The 13,824-nt window shown below is 64.5% G+C and carries 13 protein-coding genes and 1 tRNA gene; 4 read left to right on the top strand and 10 right to left on the bottom strand.

Annotated elements, in window-relative coordinates:
- Positions 1–18 precede the first annotated feature (18 nt).
- The 4 genes from E7811_RS12910 to E7811_RS12895 all read left to right on the top strand — a co-directional run bounded on the left by E7811_RS12910 (position 19) and on the right by E7811_RS12895 (position 3,921).
- The gene (locus tag E7811_RS12910) at positions 19–672 is read left to right on the top strand and encodes an ABC transporter ATP-binding protein (RefSeq protein ID WP_136395061.1); all 654 of its coding nucleotides are present in this window, start codon (positions 19–21) and stop codon (positions 670–672) included.
- Positions 656–2,302, top strand: a complete 1,647-nt coding sequence (locus E7811_RS12905) for a capsule biosynthesis protein (RefSeq protein WP_136395060.1) — start codon at positions 656–658, stop codon at positions 2,300–2,302. Before E7811_RS12910 ends, E7811_RS12905 begins: the two co-directional genes overlap by 17 nt.
- A gap of 10 nt (positions 2,303–2,312) precedes the next feature.
- On the top strand, positions 2,313–3,143 hold the full coding sequence (gene kdsA / locus E7811_RS12900; RefSeq protein ID WP_136395059.1) for a 3-deoxy-8-phosphooctulonate synthase: 831 nt from the start codon (positions 2,313–2,315) through the stop codon (positions 3,141–3,143).
- 145 nt (positions 3,144–3,288) lie between these two features.
- Complete coding sequence (locus tag E7811_RS12895) at positions 3,289–3,921, top strand: class I SAM-dependent methyltransferase (protein WP_136395058.1); 633 nt, start codon at positions 3,289–3,291, stop codon at positions 3,919–3,921.
- Between the two features lie 95 nt (positions 3,922–4,016).
- On the opposite strand, the gene E7811_RS12890 is transcribed toward E7811_RS12895, so the two are convergent.
- The 10 genes from E7811_RS12890 to E7811_RS12845 all read right to left on the bottom strand — a co-directional run bounded on the left by E7811_RS12890 (position 4,017) and on the right by E7811_RS12845 (position 13,805).
- Positions 4,017–4,093, bottom strand: a tRNA-Arg gene (locus E7811_RS12890).
- A 68-nt stretch (positions 4,094–4,161) separates the two neighbouring features.
- Positions 4,162–4,842, bottom strand: coding sequence for a cytochrome b/b6 domain-containing protein (locus tag E7811_RS12885; RefSeq protein ID WP_136395057.1), 681 nt, complete (start codon positions 4,840–4,842; stop codon positions 4,162–4,164).
- The gene (locus E7811_RS12880) at positions 4,835–6,487 is read right to left on the bottom strand and encodes a tetrathionate reductase family octaheme c-type cytochrome (protein ID WP_168733019.1); all 1,653 of its coding nucleotides are present in this window, start codon (positions 6,485–6,487) and stop codon (positions 4,835–4,837) included. The genes E7811_RS12885 and E7811_RS12880 overlap by 8 nt, the downstream gene beginning before the upstream one ends.
- 287 nt (positions 6,488–6,774) lie before the next feature.
- Positions 6,775–7,995 carry a cysteine desulfurase gene (locus E7811_RS12875; RefSeq protein ID WP_136395219.1) on the bottom strand — a complete coding sequence of 407 codons (1,221 nt, stop codon included), beginning with the start codon at positions 7,993–7,995 and terminating at the stop codon, positions 6,775–6,777.
- A 2-nt stretch (positions 7,996–7,997) separates the two neighbouring features.
- Positions 7,998–8,591 carry a YIP1 family protein gene (locus tag E7811_RS12870; protein ID WP_136395055.1) on the bottom strand — a complete coding sequence of 198 codons (594 nt, stop codon included), beginning with the start codon at positions 8,589–8,591 and terminating at the stop codon, positions 7,998–8,000.
- Positions 8,581–9,069, bottom strand: coding sequence for a Yip1 family protein (locus E7811_RS12865; RefSeq protein WP_136395054.1), 489 nt, complete (start codon positions 9,067–9,069; stop codon positions 8,581–8,583). The genes E7811_RS12870 and E7811_RS12865 overlap by 11 nt, the downstream gene beginning before the upstream one ends.
- Positions 9,069–10,355: a Fe-S cluster assembly protein SufD gene (sufD, locus tag E7811_RS12860; protein WP_136395053.1), complete on the bottom strand. Its 1,287-nt coding sequence runs from the start codon at positions 10,353–10,355 to the stop codon at positions 9,069–9,071. Before sufD ends, E7811_RS12865 begins: the two co-directional genes overlap by 1 nt.
- Positions 10,355–11,110: a Fe-S cluster assembly ATPase SufC gene (sufC, locus tag E7811_RS12855; RefSeq protein WP_136395052.1), complete on the bottom strand. Its 756-nt coding sequence runs from the start codon at positions 11,108–11,110 to the stop codon at positions 10,355–10,357. The genes sufD and sufC overlap by 1 nt, the downstream gene beginning before the upstream one ends.
- Before the next feature lie 112 nt (positions 11,111–11,222).
- Positions 11,223–12,743, bottom strand: coding sequence for a Fe-S cluster assembly protein SufB (gene sufB, locus E7811_RS12850; protein WP_136395051.1), 1,521 nt, complete (start codon positions 12,741–12,743; stop codon positions 11,223–11,225).
- A gap of 9 nt (positions 12,744–12,752) precedes the next feature.
- Complete coding sequence (locus tag E7811_RS12845; protein ID WP_136395050.1) at positions 12,753–13,805, bottom strand: cysteine desulfurase family protein; 1,053 nt, start codon at positions 13,803–13,805, stop codon at positions 12,753–12,755.
- Positions 13,806–13,824 lie beyond the last annotated feature (19 nt).

Genomic DNA, 13,824 nt, shown 5'->3' with positions numbered 1-13,824 from the left:
GCAGCCCGTGGGGCATGGATGATCGAGTTCGAGAACGTCAGCAAGTCCTTCTGGACGGGCAAGCAGCGCAAGGTCATCCTTGATCGCGCCTCGTTCCGGGTTGAGCTTGGCAATTCCCTGGGCATCCTCGCCCCGAACGGTGCCGGAAAGACGACGATCATCAACATGATGGCGGGGCTCGAAAAGCCCGACGAGGGCCGGGTCACGCGGACCTCGCGCATCTCGTTCCCGCTGGGGTTCATGGGCGGCGTGAACAACAAACATTCCGGGACCGAGAACGCGCGCTACATCGCCCGGCTTTATGGCCTCGACGCCGATTATGTCGAAAGCTTCTGCCGCTGGCTCTGCGGGATCGCGGAATACTTTGACATGCCGGTAGGCACCTACAGCCAGGGGATGCGCGCGCGCTTTTCCTTCGCGCTGATGCTGGCGCTGGAATTCGACATCTATCTGATCGACGAAGGCATGCCCGCCACCACCGATGTGGAGTTCAACAGGAAGGCCGGGATGATCCTGAAGGAACGGCTTCAGGATGCCACGGTCGTGGTCGTGTCGCATCAGGCGCAGACCCTGGAAAAGTTCTGCCGCTCTGCCGCCGTCCTGCGGGACGGCAAGTTGTTCATGTTCGAAACCCTGGAAGAGGCGAAGCGCCTTTATGACTACCAAGCTTAGTGTTCAGCGGTTTCGCACCCGCCGCCCCGATCCCGTCGCGCTGCCCGCCCCGGCGGCCCGCGAGGTCTCGGGCGAGGCCATGTTCGCCCCGCCTTCCGATGACGGGTTCGGCGCGGAGCGGTTTCCCTCCGCCGCCGCCCCTGCCCCCTCCGCCAACCCCGCGGCCGAGATTGAGGCGATCCGCCGCGAAGGGCTGACTGGGCGGCAGTTGCGCATGGCACGCAGGACCGCGCAGCGGCACAACCTGCCCGCCACGTCGGATTTCGACGCGGTGCGCCTGCTGCGCAATGCCGGGATCGATCCGTTCCAGCCCGGCGTGACGCTGGACCCCGAAACCGAATCCGGTGGCGGCGCGCCGCCTTCCGGTGGCGGCGGCGGCCGGGCGCTGGCCACGCTTCCCGGTGGCGACGGCGTGCGCCTGCCGCAGACGATCAAGCCCATCCAGGTGCCCTCGACCGAGGTGCGCGCCGAACACAGCTATGCCGCCGACATCCTGAAGATCCAGCGCGACATCGCGCGCCGCCGCCGCCGCAAGGCCGCGCTTCTGGCGACGCGGCTTGCCTTCTTTGTCATGCTGCCGACGCTGCTGACGGCGTTCTATTTCTACGTGGTGGCGACACCGCTTTTCGCAACCAAAACGGAATTCGTCATCCAGCAGGCCCAGAACCCCACCGCGGGGGCTGGCGGCCTTGGCGGGCTGCTTCAGGGCTCGCCGCTTGCGACCTCGCAGGATTCGATCGCCGTGCAGGGCTATCTGCAATCGCGCGACGCGATGCTGCGGCTGGATCAGGATCTGGGATTCCGCAGCCATTTCAACGCCGCAGACATCGACCCGATCCAGCGGCTGGACCCTGACGCATCGCTTGAAGACGCCTACAAGACCTACAAGCGGAACGTGAAGATCGCCTATGACCCGACCGAGGGCATCATCAAGATGGAGGTGATCGCCCCCGATCCGCAGGTATCCGCCTCGTTCTCGAAGGCGCTGATCGGCTATGCCGAAGAACAGGTCGATCACCTGACCCAACGCCTGCGCGAGGATCAGATGCAGGGCGCGCGCGAAAGCTATGAACGGGCCGAGGTGGAACTGGCCGCCGCGAACCGGCGCGTGGTGGAATTGCAGGAACGCACCAAGATCCTGTCCTCCGAGGTCGAGGTGTCGCTGATCACCACCCAGATCGGGCAGCTGGAAACCCAGCTTTCGGCCGACCGGCTGTCATTGCAGCAGATGGAATCGAACGCCAACCCGAACCAGGCCCGGATGGACCCTCTCAAGCGCCGCATCGCCGCGCTGGAGGCCGAGATCGCCACGCTGCGGTCGCGCCTGACCGAGGGAGAGGCCGGGGGCCAATCCCTGGCACAGGTGCAATCCGAACTCCTGGTCGCCCAGGCCGATGTGCAGACGCGCCAGCTTCTTCTGGCCAATGCGCTGCAGGCGATGGAAACCGCCCGGCAGGACGCGAACCGGCAGGTCCGCTATCTTTCGGTCTCGGTCAATCCGGTGGCGCCGGACGAACCGACCTATCCCCGCGCCTTCGAGAATACCGCCGTGGCACTTCTCGTCTTTGCCGGTATATACCTGATGATCTCGATGACCGTCGCGATCCTGCGCGAACAGGTCTCGGCCTGAGGAGTGACCGATGAAAGACGTGACGTTCGGCGGGCTGACCGTCGGCAATGACCGCCCGCTTTGCGTGATTGCGGGGCCCTGCCAGCTGGAAAGCCTTGACCATGCGCAGATGATCGCGGGCACGATGCGCGAGGCCTGCGGCGCGGCGGGCGCCCAGTACGTCTTCAAGGCCAGCTACGACAAGGCCAACCGCACCAGCCTGAAGGGCCGCCGGGGCCTCGGGATCGAGGCGGGGCTTAAGGTGCTGGAAGCCGTGCGCGCCATGGGGATGCCGGTGCTGACCGACATTCACGACGCCGATCAGGCGCGCGAGGCGGCCAGCGTGGTGGACGTGATCCAGATCCCCGCCTTCCTCTGCCGGCAGACCGACCTTTTGCTGGCCGCAGGCCAGACCGGCGCGGTGGTGAACATCAAGAAGGGGCAGTTTCTGGCCCCCTGGGATATGGCCAATGTCGCCGAAAAGGTCGCCAGCACCGGCAATGACCGTATCCTTCTGACCGAACGGGGCGTCAGCTTCGGCTACAATACGCTGGTCGCCGATATGCGCAGCCTGCCCACCATGGCGCGCACCGGCTATCCGGTGATCATGGACGCCACCCATTCGGTGCAGCAGCCCGGCGGACAGGGCGGCAGTTCGGGCGGTCAGCGCGAATTCGCCCCGGTGATGGCGCGCTGCGCCGTGGCGATCGGCATCGCCGGGGTCTTCATCGAAACGCACGAAGCGCCAGACACCGCGCCATCGGACGGGCCGAACATGATCCCGCTCGACCAGATGCCCGCCCTGGTGGAAAGCCTGATGGCCTTCGACCGCCTCGCCAAGGCCGATCCCTTGCGCGTTTGACCGCAGGTCGCCCCGGTTGTGCCGACGCACCCGTCCGCAATGCCACAGGACCCGCCGACCGGCTTGATTATCGCCGGTTGATTGACCACACTTGACCGAAGGGCAGATCGGCCCAAGCCATGTCAAATATTGAAATTGAACCCGCATGCCGACAATCGACTGGAACCGTTCCTGGGCGAAGAACCTTGTTCACCACATGAAGGGTGGCTTGCCCGGAAAATTCTACGGGGATCAGTGGGGCGACCCCGAAGAAAGGCCGGACCTGATCGCGGTGCGCCGCAGGTTCCTTGAACCCTACGTCAACCCCGCGCATTGCGCGCTCGAGATCGGTTCGGGTGGGGGCCGCTGGACACAGTACCTCTTGCCGTTCCGCGAGGTGATCTGCGTGGAACTGAACCCCGAGATGTTCAGCTACCTGATCGATCGCTTTGACGGACCCAAGCATCTGAACTATGTCACCACGCATGGCTCCGATCTGCCGTATGTGCCCGAAAAACATGTGGATTTCGCCTTTTCCTTCGGCGTTCTCGTGCACCTGGATCTGCCGATCATCGCCGGCTATGTCGAGGCGCTCGCACCCGTGATGAAACCCGGCGGGCAGGCTGTTCTGCAGTTCTCGAACAAGTCCAAACCCTACGCGGCGGGCAACCCGGATTTCTCGGACAATGATCCCAAGCGGATGGCCGCGCTGCTGGAACGGCACGGCTTTTCCATCGAGGAGTTGGATGACGAAACCCTCAACCATTCCTCGGTCATCCGCGCCGTGAAGACGGCATGAAGACGGGTTGACCGACTGCTGCGGCTGTCGATCGCTGGCCAAAACGAAAACCCGCCCGATGGGCGGGTTTTTGCGTTTCGCGGATCTTTGCAACTTGGCGCACCCGACAGGATTCGAACCTGTGACCTCTGCCTTCGGAGGGCAGCACTCTATCCAGCTGAGCTACGGGTGCCTTGCGCCGTCTATAGCGGGTGACGGGCGGGGCCGCAACCGGATTTGCGGCCCCCATCCCGATCTGCCTCACTCTGCCGGATGGGCCGCGTGGCGGGGTTCGCGCAGCCGGTCAGGCTCGTTCTCCTGCAGATAGGCCTCCTGTTCCGCCGTCAGGTCGATCATGTCAAACCCGGTGACCATCGGCCGCACATGGGCGCGAAAGCCGCCGATCGTCAGCAGATAGACATGCACAATGACGAAACTTGCGATCGCGAAGGCCGCAAGGATGTGCAGGTTCGCAACCGCCTCGATCCAGAAGCCGCCCTTGTCCAGCGTCTGCCAGAAGCCATGCGTCAGATAGATCAGCCCGGTGATCCAGATGCCGGGAAACAGCACGATCTTCAGCGCGAGATAGGCCATCGCCTGCAAGGGGTTGTGCTTGCGCCACAAGACCTTGCGATAGGGATGCGGTTCGCCCCGGAAGACCCCCCAGGCATAGAACCGCATCACCTGCCACAGCCCCGCCTGGGTCGGCAGGTACTGCTTCCACGCCCCGGTGGTGAACAGCCAGAAGGTGGCAAAGGCCCACAGCAGCAAAAGCGCGAGCGCCCCGAAGCTGTGCACCATCACCGCAAGACCGAACGGCAGGACGGAATGAAGCCCCATGATCCGCGCCCCGGAAAACAGCAGCAGGAAGATCGAGGCGACCTGGCTCCAGTGCCAGAGCCGGTTGAACCGCGAATAGACCTTGACGCAACGTTCAGCCATGATGAGATCCCCCCTTGCCACGGCCCATCAGGCGCAACACGCCGTGCCCCATCACCGCCAGCGCCGCCAGCGCCAGCATGACCAGCCCGAGCTTGCCCGCGACGGGAAGCGTCGAGCCGGGAATGTAGACCCCGGTGATCCCGGCAAGGCGGGCGTTCCGGGCATGACAGCTGTCGCATTGCAGGGCCTCGTCCGCCGGTGCCACCATATGCGTGATCGGCCAGTACATGTAGGTATCCACGAAATCGAACTCGCCCGAATAGGGCTGGCCGACATAGTCCATCGCCGCCTTGATCGACTTTTCCCAATCGAAGTTCGTCCAGAAGGCCGAGGCCGTCTGCGGGCCATAGACCTGGGTGTAGACGAAGGTGTTCAGCTGCGTGTCATAGGCCTGCCGCCCCTCCATCCGCTTGAAGGGCCAGATGCGGCTGCCGGGATCATCGGCCGATCCCGATAGCCGGTTCACCTCGACCACCCCGGTGGGGTCGATCCGGTCATCGGGCAGGGTGTATTCGACCTGACCATCGAACCAGGCGTAATGCGGCACGACATCCTCGCCCCATTCGAAATCACCCTTGGTCGACAGATAGGTATGCAACTGCTTGCCATCGGACTGGGTGAAGTTTTCCTCGTGGAAGGGCTTGCCGTCCTTCAGTTCGCCCGCCGTGGACCAGTCCCACATCGTCTTGGTGGCAACCCCGCCCTTGGCGAAGGTCGGGATGTGGCAGGTCTGGCAGGCGACGCGCTCCACATGGTCGTTCAGCTTCATTCCGATCAGGCTGGCCCCGTGCGGTTCCGCCGAATGGCAGCTTTCGCAGGTGGCGACGTCGCGGCGTTCGCCCGGCCTTCCGGTGCCGCCCAGATCATGCGCGTTCAAGTTGTAGCGCGATCCGGCAAACACATGCTTGTCCGACAGGTGGCAGCTTTCGCAGGTGAAGTTGCCGGTTTCCGGCGACATGTGCACATCGACCGACGGCGCCGGGCTGATCAGCGCCGAGGACAGGTCGCCGTGTTTCACATTGTCTCCGCCACCACCGTAGAAATGGCAGGATCCGCAATTGTCGCGCCCCGGCTTGCCCACCGATTGCGCCGCCATCGCCAGATCGACGACCCAGGCACTGGCGCCGGTGATCGTCTTGGCCCCCGCCTTGAGAGGTTCCAGAGGCGGGTGTCCCGCCGCGTTGTCAAGCTTGGTGTAGTTCCCCGATCTGTCGTGACAGGCAAGGCAATCCACCCGCTCGCCGGACATCGTGTTTGCGCCCCGCACATCCTCCCAGCCATAGCCGGTGTGGCATGAGGTGCAGCGCGCCTCGTTCGAGGCGACGTTGCCGCAGAAGGCGTTCACCACATTCTTCTTGCCAAGCGTTTGCCCGGTGGTGGCATTGTCATAGGACCATGACCAGTGGATCGAATGCATGACCTGATCATCGGCCTCGGTATGGCACGAGAGGCAGGCTTTCGTTACCTCTGGCCCCGAGGCGAACGGCCCCTTCAGGACCTCGAATTTGGAGTGATCGGCCGTCGACCCTTCGCCGGGCACTGTCGGCGCCAAGGGGCGGCCCCCGGTGTCCTGTGCCGTGACCTGGCCACCGATCAAGACGGCCGCGATCACCACGATCGCCCGTCCCAACGGTTTGCTTACCATCGTGCTTCCCCCCTTCGGACAGCCTGGGCCGCCACAGGAAGCGCGTTTCCGATATTCACGATATCGAATTTGTTCTACCTGGTGAAGGCAAGCCGGCCTGCGCATTGTGTCGCATGCCCGTCCGCGCCTGCAGTAGGACGCTCGGTGCGGGAAAAAAGAAGGGGGGCTGTCTGCCCCCCTCTTTGGCTGCGCCAAATTCACCCCCGGAGGGTATTTTCGTCAGGTTGAAAGCAATTTGAGACAAACTTGTTTCACTTTGGAGCAAAGCCCCCCTCTGCCCTGCCCGCTCAGCCGAAGAGGTCGTGGCAGAACTCCAGCGCCTCGACCAGCGCATCGACCTCGGCCGTGGTGTTGTACATGGCAAAGGAGGCGCGGCAGGTGGCGCCCACGCCCATGTGGCTCATCAGGGGCATCGCGCAATGGGTGCCCGCGCGCACCGCCACGCCCTTCTTGTCCAGCACGGTCGAAATGTCATGCGCATGCGCGGCGCCACTGAGCGTGAATGAAAAGATCGCCCCCTTGCCCGCCGAATTGCCTTGCACGTTCAGCCAGTTCAGGCCCGCCAGCCGGTCGCGCGCGTAATCCCGCAGGACGCGTTCATGGGCGGCGATCCGGTCCATCCCGATGTCCATCAGGTACTCAAGCGCCACGCCCATGCCGATCTGCTGGACGATGCCGGGCGTGCCTGCCTCGAACCGCATCGGCGGCTCGGCATAGCTGACAGCCTCGCGCGTGACCTCGCGGATCATGTCGCCGCCGCCAAGGAACGGGCGCATCTCGTCCATCCGGTCGCGGCGAATGTAGATCGCGCCGGACCCCGATGGACCGTAAAGCTTGTGCCCGGTGATGGCGTAGAAATCGCACCCGATCGCCTGCACGTCGACGGGCATGTGCACCGCGCCCTGGCTGCCATCCACCATGACGGGCACGCCCTTTTCGCGCGCGCCCCGGCAGATCGCCGCCACATCGACCACCGTGCCAAGGACGTTCGACATCTGCGTGACCGCCACGAGTTTCGTGCGCGGGCCGATCGCGTCCAGAACCGCCTGCGGATCGAGATCGCCGTTCGCGTCGCATTCCACCCATTTCAGCACCACGCCCTGCCGTTCGCGCAGGAAATGCCAGGGCACGATATTGGCATGGTGTTCCATGATCGACAGGACGATCTCGTCGCCCGCCTGCAGGCGCGGCGCGGCCCAGGCGTAGGAGATCAGGTTGATCCCTTCGGTGGTGCCCGAGGTGAAGACGATCTCGTCCTCGCTGGCCGCGTTCAGGAAGCGCGCGACGATTCCGCGCACGGCCTCGTATTTCTCGGTCGCGATCGTCGACAGCGTGTGCAGGCCGCGATGCACATTGGCGTATTCATGGGAATATGCGGTGGTGATGGCGTCGATCACGCATTGCGGTTTCTGCGCGCTTGCGCCGTTGTCGAGATAGACCAGCGGCCGTCCGTTCACCTGTCGCGACAGGATCGGAAAATCGGCGCGCAGGCGTTCCACGTCCAGCATCGTCATGCCTCCATCATCATCTGCGGCACGCCCAGAAGGGCCAGAAGCGCCGACAGGACCAGAACCAGGCCGATCGCCGCCGCGATCATGCCGGCGAAGACCATACCGAGCGACCGGAACCCGTGCAGCGCCGCGATGAACCCGGTCATCAGCCAGAACAGCAGCATCATGCTGACCAATCCCAGAATCTGGCCGAAGGGCGGCAGGACAAGGTAAAGAACCGCCTGCGCGATCTGCAGCGCCATCAGGATGACCTGCATCCAGGCCACGATCAGCACAGCCCCGGCCAGTTCCCCCCGGCCGCCGAACATCCGGCCCACCACATGAACCAGCACCACAGTCACCACGCCCGACACCAGTTGCAACACGGCCAGCGCGATCGGGGGCAGATGGAAGGCGCCCATGCCGGTGCCGAATTCGGGCCAGACAAGGTAAAGCGCGTGGGTGACGACCGTCGAAAGGACCGCCGTCAGAACCAGCACCGTCCATCCCGTCTGCGCCGGGATGCCCGTCCGCAGCAGCGCCTCGCCGCCGGCGCGGGGGTCGCGAAGGCTCAGCCGCGCGAGGTCCACCCAGGGGGTCATGTCATGCTGCACCGGACTGCTCCGCCTCGCGCATCCCGCTGATCCAGAACCACAGGAAGGCCACGACCGTCACAAGGCCGACCGCCGTCAGGGCCGGGCCGGGGCCGATCATGCCCGCCACCAGCCCATGCAACAGCATCACGGGGCTGACCGCAACCAGTGCCCAGAACAGGGCAATGCGCGCGCCGTAGAAACTGCCCCTGCCCCCCATCGCCCGCGCCACCAGCCGCGCCAGCACCGCCAGCAGATACCAGACCGGAATCGTCGCCAAAAGGCCAAGCGCAATCGCCAGAAGTTGCGGCTCGATCGGCGTGTCGGGGCTTTCGAATGCAACCCGCGAGGCCCGCGGCCATTGCGCGATGAAGGCCACGATCAGGAACACCACCAGCAGGCTGAAGGCGAAAGGCTCGGATCGGCCGCGCGCCAGATGGCGGCGCACGACCGCCCGCGGGCGGCGCCAGCTTTCGACGATGTCCGAGGTGACGGCCATCAGCGTTCGTGGCGCGACAGCCACCCTTCCAGCCGCGACCGGATATCTTCGGCCAGCGCCTCATCCTCGATCTCGGCCAGAGCCTCGGCCAGGAAGGCCAGCACCAGAAGAGATTTCGCCGTGCTTTCCGGAACCCCGCGCGACCGCAGGTAGAACAGGGCGGTTTCGTCGATCGCGCCCGAGGTGGAGCCGTGGCTGCACTTCACGTCATCGGCATAGATCTCTAGCTCGGGCTTGGCCAGGAACTGGCTGTCCTCGTCCAGAAGCAGCGACTGGCTGATCTGATAGCCATCGGTCTTCTGCGCGCCGGGTCGCACCAGGATCTTGCCCTGGAAAACCCCCGTAGCGCCGTTCTTCAGCACTTTCTTGAACACCTGCCGGCTTTCGCAGCGTTCCGCGCCATGGGTCACAAAGACCGTATCGTCATGGTGGAAATCGCCATCGCCCACGGCGGCGCCCGCCACATGGGCGACCGCATCCGCACCGGTCAGGTCGATCACGCATTCGTTGCGGGTGAGCCGCCCGTTCGCGGTCAACGTGAAGGACTTGAACAGCGATTCACGCCCCAGTCGCGCGAAGATGTGCGTGATCGCGCGGCGTTCGTGGTCGCGCCCCTGGGTGCGGACATGATGGAAGCGTCCGCCATCGGCGACATCGACCTCCATCACCTTGGAAAACCGCGCCGCCGCCGGGCCGTTTTCCAGAAGGGTCAGTTCCGCCCCGGATTCGACCTTGATGCAGTGATGCAGGATCGCATCCGAAGTTTCGGATTTGTGGAGGTAAATCAGGGAAACCGGTTTGGCCGCCCGCCCCGTGGCGCGGATCATCACGCCCTCGGTCGCGAAGGCGGTATTCATCGCCGCGAAGGGCCGCGCCACGGGCGATTGCCCGGCGGCTTCGAGCGTGCCGTAAAGCCCCTGCGCCCAGTGCAGGTCGGCCCCACCCGTCTTCGACAGAAGGCTGATCTCGACCCCGGCAAGGGCCGGATCGTCAGAGGCGGCCGGATCGAACACGCCATCCACGAAGACCAGCTTCAGACGGTCGATCCCGTCGAAGGGCGGCGCCTCGCCCTGCGCATCGAAAAGCGCGGCTGCCGCGGCCTCGGCCAGGTTCAACCCGGCCGGATCGGTATAGCGCCAGTATTCGTCCCGCTTGCCCGGCAGGCCCATCGACGAAAGCCGCGCCAGCGCATCGGCCCTTGCCTTTGCCGTCCAGCCCGCCGTCGGGCGGTCCAGCCTTGCGATCCGCGCCTCAAGCGCGTCGGATTTCTGCGCCGCCAGCGCCATCACATCACCTCGGCCAGGATATCGGCATAGCCGTTGTTTTCGACCTCAAGCGCCAGTTCCGGCCCGCCGGTCTTGACGATCCGCCCGTCGGCCATGATGTGCACCACGTCCGGGCGGATGTGATCCAGCAGCCGCTGGTAATGCGTGATCACCAGAAACGCGCGGCCCGCGTCGCGCAGCGCGTTCACGCCATCGGCCACCAGTTTCATCGCGTCCACGTCAAGGCCCGAGTCGGTCTCGTCAAGGATGCACATCTTCGGCTCAAGCATGGCCATCTGCAGGATCTCGTTGCGCTTCTTCTCGCCGCCCGAAAAGCCCACGTTCACCGGCCGCTTCATCATTTCGGCGTCGATCTTCAGGGCCTTGGCCTTTTCGCGCACGATCTTGAGGAATTCCCCCGCGCTGAGTTCGTCCTCGCCGCGGGCCTTGCGCTGTGCGTTTACGGCCGTCCGCAGGAAGGTCATGTTGCCCACGCCCGGAATTTCCACCGGGTACTGGAACGCCAGGAACAGGCCCGCTGCGGCGCGTTCCTCGGGTTCCATCTCAAGCAGCTCGGCACCATCCAGCGTGGCCGAGCCATCGGTCACGGAATAGCCATCGCGCCCGGCCAGGACATAGGACAGGGTCGACTTGCCCGACCCGTTCGGCCCCATGATCGCATGCACCTTGCCGGCCTCGACGGTCAGGTTCACGCCCTTGAGGATGACCTTGTCATCTTCTTCAAGCTTGACGTGCAGGTTATTGATTTCCAGCATTTTTCCGGGCCTACCTTACCTTGTCTCCGTGTCCGCTGCCGCCGGTCTTTGGCCGTCGCGGCAACGCGTGTTCCTTCCGGCGCGCGGGGGTGGCCCCGGCGCCCCGCCAGCGTCAGCCGACCGATCCTTCCAGGCTGATCGCGACCAGGCTTTGCGCTTCCATCGCGAATTCCATCGGCAACGCCTGCAGCACTTCCTTGCAGAAGCCGTTCACCACCAGCGCGACCGCCTCTTCCTCGTCCATCCCGCGCGACCGGCAGTAGAACAGCTGATCGTCATCGACCTTCGAGGTCGTCGCCTCGTGTTCGACGCGCGACGAGTTGTTCTTGACCTCGATGTAGGGAACCGTATGCGCGCCACACCTGTCGCCGATCAGAAGGCTATCGCACTGGGTGTAGTTGCGGCTGTCGGTGGCCTTCGGGTGCATGCTGACCAGCCCGCGATAGGTGTTCTGCGCACGCCCGGCGCTGATCCCCTTGGACACGATCCGCGATTTCGTCCGCTTTCCCAGGTGCACCATCTTGGTGCCGGTGTCGGCCTGCTGGGCGTTGTTGGCGATGGCGATCGAATAGAACTCGCCCTGGCTGTCATCGCCGCGCAGGATGCACGAGGGGTATTTCCACGTGATCGCCGATCCGGTTTCCACCTGCGTCCACATCACCTTGGACCGCGGCCCCCGGCAATCGGCCCGTTTGGTGACGAAGTTGTAGATCCCGCCGCGGCCTTCCTCGTCGCCCGGATACCAGTTCTGGACGGTCGAATACTTCACCTCGGCATCGTCGAGGATGACGATCTCGACCACCGCCGCATGCAGCTGGTTGGTGTCGCGTTTGGGCGCGGTGCAGCCTTCCAGATAGCTGACATAGGCGCCCTTGTCGGCGATGATCAGCGTTCGTTCGAACTGCCCGGTGTTCTCTGCGTTGATGCGGAAATAGGTCGACAGTTCCATCGGGCAGCGCACGCCTTCGGGGACATAGACGAAGGATCCGTCGGAAAAGACAGCCGAATTCAGCGTGGCAAAGAAGTTGTCGGACTGCGGCACGACGCTGCCGAGATACTTCTTCACAAGCTCGGGGTAATCGCGAACGGCCTCCGAGATCGAACAGAAGATGACGCCGGCCTTCTTCAGCTCTTCCTTGAAGGTGGTGCCGACCGACACGCTGTCGAACACGGCATCGACCGCCACCTTGCGCGGCTCGTCCGAACCTTCGACGCCCGCCAGCAGCATCTGTTCCTTCAGCGGGATGCCCAGCTTTTCATAGGTCGCCAGAAGCTTCGGATCGACTTCGTCCAGCGACTTCGGCTTTTTCGTCATGCTCTTGGGCTTGGCGTAATAATACTGGTCCTGATAGTCGATCTCGGGGTAGTTGAGCATCGCCCAACGCGGCTCTTCCATCTTCACCCAACGGCGATAGGCCGCAAGGCGCCACTCCAGCATCCAGTCGGGTTCGCCGTTCTTTTCGCTGATCAGGCGAACAATGTCCTCGTTCAGGCCCTTGGGCGCGAACTCCATCTCGATGTCGGTTTCCCAGCCGTACTTGTACTTGCCCGCCATCGCCTGAACGGTTTCGATCGTCTCGCGATCGACCCCTTCTCGCACCTCGAGGGCGGTATCGTTGTCCAGCGCACCCATGGCCTGTTCCTATTCCTTCGGGGCCCGGTCCCGGGCCTTTTTCCGCTGCGCGGTCCACGCGTCGGCGAACCGCATCACTTCGTCTTCCGTCGTCTGCGGGCCGATCGAGACCCGGATCGCGCTGGCGGCAGAGGTTTCGTCGAAACCCATCGCCATCAGCACGCGGCTGGCGCGGACCTTCCCGCTGGAACAGGCCGAGCCCGCGGAGATCGCGAATCCGGCCAGATCCATCTGCATCACTTGCGTTTCCCCTTTCCAGCCGGGGGTGACAAGGCAAAGCGTGTTGGGAAGGCGCGCGCCTTCATTCCCGACAGAAATAGTCCAACTCTGCCCGGCAGACAATGCTGACTCTAGAATATTTCTAATTCCAGAAACCCGCTCCCAGACCCCGGCGGCCAGATCGGCGGCGGCGGCCTCGGCGGCGGCCCCGAAGCCTGCGATGCCGATCAGGTTCTCGGTTCCGGCACGGCGGCCCATCTCCTGCCCGCCGCCCTTCAGTTGCGCGGGCAGATCGAGCCCCCGCCGCAGGATCAGCGCCCCGATCCCCTTCGGCCCGCCAAGCTTGTGCGCGCTGACAAAGCCCATATCGCAGCCCAGCCAGTTGAAGGCGACCGGCAACTTGCCAAACCCCTGCGTCAGGTCGGAAACCGCAAGCCCCTGCGGAAGGTCCTGCACGATGCCGGTTTCGGAATTGGCCAATTGCAGCGCGGTCCGTGCCGGATCGTTAACCTTCACCCGGCCGTCGTGGCCCGCGGGCAGCACCGGATCGCACCATGCGGCCACCGCGTCATGTTCGATCCCCGCACAGACAAGCCCGCGCCCCGCGCAAGCCAGCGCCGCCGCCTCGGTCGCGCCCGAGACAAACACGATGTCGGCCCCCTCGGCCCCGATCGCCGCGGCAACCTGCGCGCGCGCCCGTTCCATCAGCCCCTTCGCCGCCCGCCCCTCGGCATGGACCGACGACGGATTGCCCACCACGTCCATCGCCGCCACCATCGCCGCCCGCGCTTCCGGGCGCAGCGGCGTCGTGGCGTTCCAGTCCAGATAGACGCGGGCCGTCATGCGCGAATGTCCATCACCT

Origin of the sequence: Aliigemmobacter aestuarii, assembly GCF_004799285.1 — a bacterium.
GTDB classification, from domain to species: domain Bacteria; phylum Pseudomonadota; class Alphaproteobacteria; order Rhodobacterales; family Rhodobacteraceae; genus Aliigemmobacter; species Aliigemmobacter aestuarii.
Note: the sequence above shows the minus strand (reverse complement) of the source record. Positions and strands in the feature narration are given on the sequence as shown.

Excerpts from the sequence above, each read along its gene's own strand:
- E7811_RS12865 (WP_136395054.1), bottom strand. The coding sequence starts at position 9,069 with ATGGCCGTCACCTCGGACATCGTCGAAAGCTGGCGCCGCCCGCGGGCG.
- sufD (WP_136395053.1), bottom strand. The coding sequence starts at position 10,355 with ATGGCGCTGGCGGCGCAGAAATCCGACGCGCTTGAGGCGCGGATCGCA.
- E7811_RS12905 (WP_136395060.1), top strand. The coding sequence starts at position 656 with ATGACTACCAAGCTTAGTGTTCAGCGGTTTCGCACCCGCCGCCCCGAT.
- E7811_RS12895 (WP_136395058.1), top strand. The coding sequence starts at position 3,289 with ATGCCGACAATCGACTGGAACCGTTCCTGGGCGAAGAACCTTGTTCAC.
- E7811_RS12885 (WP_136395057.1), bottom strand. The coding sequence starts at position 4,842 with ATGGCTGAACGTTGCGTCAAGGTCTATTCGCGGTTCAACCGGCTCTGG.
- sufC (WP_136395052.1), bottom strand. The coding sequence starts at position 11,110 with ATGCTGGAAATCAATAACCTGCACGTCAAGCTTGAAGAAGATGACAAG.
- sufB (WP_136395051.1), bottom strand. The coding sequence starts at position 12,743 with ATGGGTGCGCTGGACAACGATACCGCCCTCGAGGTGCGAGAAGGGGTC.
- E7811_RS12910 (WP_136395061.1), top strand. The coding sequence starts at position 19 with ATGATCGAGTTCGAGAACGTCAGCAAGTCCTTCTGGACGGGCAAGCAG.
- E7811_RS12845 (WP_136395050.1), bottom strand. The coding sequence starts at position 13,805 with ATGACGGCCCGCGTCTATCTGGACTGGAACGCCACGACGCCGCTGCGC.
- kdsA (WP_136395059.1), top strand. The coding sequence starts at position 2,313 with ATGAAAGACGTGACGTTCGGCGGGCTGACCGTCGGCAATGACCGCCCG.
- E7811_RS12880 (WP_168733019.1), bottom strand. The coding sequence starts at position 6,487 with ATGGTAAGCAAACCGTTGGGACGGGCGATCGTGGTGATCGCGGCCGTC.
- E7811_RS12875 (WP_136395219.1), bottom strand. The coding sequence starts at position 7,995 with ATGCTGGACGTGGAACGCCTGCGCGCCGATTTTCCGATCCTGTCGCGA.